Source organism: Algibacter sp. (genome assembly GCF_049667265.1).
GTDB lineage: Bacteria > Bacteroidota > Bacteroidia > Flavobacteriales > Flavobacteriaceae > Algibacter_B.
Genome location: NZ_JBATHX010000163.1, coordinates 1 through 2,310, shown reverse-complemented (window position 1 = coordinate 2,310; position 2,310 = coordinate 1). Strand labels below are relative to the sequence as shown.

Annotated in this window: 2 protein-coding genes and 1 pseudogene; 1 reads left to right on the top strand and 2 read right to left on the bottom strand. The window is 33.3% G+C overall.

The annotated features are described in order from the left end of the window. The coding region (locus tag WBN21_RS06010) for a radical SAM protein (RefSeq protein WP_424198424.1) at nt 1-367 on the bottom strand (367 nt) is incomplete at its 3' end. 266 nt (nt 368-633) lie between these two features. On the opposite strand from WBN21_RS06010, the gene WBN21_RS06005 reads away from it, so the two are divergent. Further along, nucleotides 634-2,061, top strand: a complete 1,428-nt coding sequence (locus WBN21_RS06005; protein WP_424198422.1) for a peptidoglycan DD-metalloendopeptidase family protein — start codon at nt 634-636, stop codon at nt 2,059-2,061. Nucleotides 2,062-2,095: 34 nt separating this feature from the next. Here the strand turns inward: WBN21_RS06005 and WBN21_RS06000 are convergent. Further along, nucleotides 2,096-2,310: pseudogene (locus tag WBN21_RS06000) on the bottom strand (rhodanese-related sulfurtransferase); the annotation flags it as partial.

Here is a 2,310-nt window from a genome sequence, read left to right as displayed (position 1 = left end):
AGGATTCTTTTTTAACACCATGAAGGGAAATGGTAAACTCATTTAATCCTGCTTTTAAAAGGGCTTCAATTTTTTCTTCAGTTAGTAAATTAGCATTTGTGGTAAGAGAAATGTAAGGAACATGATACTTTTTACCTAAAGCAATTAATTCTGGAAGTTTTTTATAAAGTGTAGGTTCTGTACCGCATCCCACTTGTAGTTTTAAAGCGCGATTAAAAACGGTTTCGGCAACGCGTTCAATTTCTTGATCATTAAACTGACCTTTTAATTTTTTTACATACTCAGCATCCGTAAAATAACACATTTTACAACGCAGGTTACATGCTAAAACAGGATCTAAATTTACAGCCAAATACCTTCTATTCATCTTATGCAACAGAAACAAACCCAGAAATTTTATTCTGTGGCTTTTAATCTTTCTGTTAAGTTGTAAGAGTTTGTAAATGTTCATTAATCCCTTTTTCGTATAGCCTCAAAAGTATGCAATTAATCTATTTTATTGAATACTTAAAAGGATATTATTTGTGCAACAAGAGTTAAAAACCAGTAAATTATGTCAAAATAAAAAATATTTATGCTCACATTTTAAAAGTTTTCCTATGTAATGGTATAACCCATCAAAATATATCAATTATGAAATCCGAAATTACTTTTCTAATCACTTTTTCAATACTCGTATGGAGTAGTGGATATGCTCAAACTCCAAATTTCACACCTAACGGAGGCGAATTTATTTTTAACCCAGACAATGTTCCATGTTTAACTGACACTCAAAAACAAATTGTTTTAGCAGAAATTAAAAGCGGTATTCAACAATTAAATCATCAAAACAAATTGTCATATTCAAAAAATAGTGTCATTCCGCACCCACTATTTATTTGGCCCGTTAAAAAGAAGGATGGGCATGAATACAACGATGTTTGGGGTATTTCAAACTATGTTGACCAAAACGCAGCATATCCAAACCAAATTTTAGATTATAACTGCGGAAATAGAACTTATGATGTAAGCAATGGATACAATCATGCTGGAATAGATATTTTTAATTGGCCATTTCAATGGAAAATGATGGATAATGATGAAGTTGAAATTATTGCAGCGGCACCAGGACAAATTCTTGGCAAAGTAGGTTCTAGACCTGACAGAACTTGTACATTAGACAATCCCAACAATTGGAATTTTGTGTACATACAACATGCTGATGGAAGTGTGGCTGTTTATGGGCACATGAAACAAAACTCTCCTACCACAAAAAACGTAGGAGATATGGTTGAAGAAGGTGAGTATTTAGGAATAGTTGGCAGCTCAGGAAACTCCAGCGGGCCACATTTACATTTTGAAGTATATTCTGAAATTGAATGGAATGGCGAGGGACAAGATGTTTTGGCAGATCCTTACGCTGGAGCATGTAACAACATGAACACGGATACCTGGTGGCAAAACCAAAAGCCCTATAATAACCCTAATATTAATGCTGCTTTAACACATAGTGCAGCACCAATTGTATATCCTCCTTGTCCTACCCAAGAAACGACATACGAAAGCAACGACTTTGAAACAACGGATACCGTTTATTTTGCTGTTTATTTACGAGATCAGCAACCCGGAACTTCAATGACCCTTAAAATATTAAGACCAAATAACACGGCGCTATACACATGGAATTTCCCTTTAAACAATTATTATAATAGTTCATATTGGTACTGGAATTATACTGGAGTTACCAATATTCCTGGAGAGTGGAAATGGCAAGTAACTTATAACGGTCAAACGGTAACGCATGCATTCAACGTTTCTGAATCTTTAAGTGTTGAGGACAATCTTTTAAAGGACACTTCAATATACCCAAACCCGGCTAATAATTTGATTAATATTTCTACAGTTAAGAAAATCGTTAAAGCTGAAATTGCAAATATTACAGGGAAAACTATAAAATTCATTAACCAACCTTCTGAAGGAATTAAAACTATAAACACGTCTAACCTATCAAACGGGTTGTACTTTTTAAGATTAGAAGGTGATAATTACGAGACTAAAACCATTAAGTTTATAAAACAGTAAAATAAAAAGGGCTCCAATAATTGGAGCCTTTTTTTTATTTCTTAAAATTTTCAAAAATATTTCTCAAGTCTTTCTTATATGGCAAATGGTCTGCTCTCCCTTTTTTGAAAATATCGTTGCTGTTTCCTTGTCCTTTTCTTAGTGCTTTCTGTTCTTCAAAAGGTAAAGCATGAATCTCTTTACAATTAGTAGAACAACAATGGTTCATTTCTTCTTTACACTTGTCACATTGTATAAATAGTAAATGGC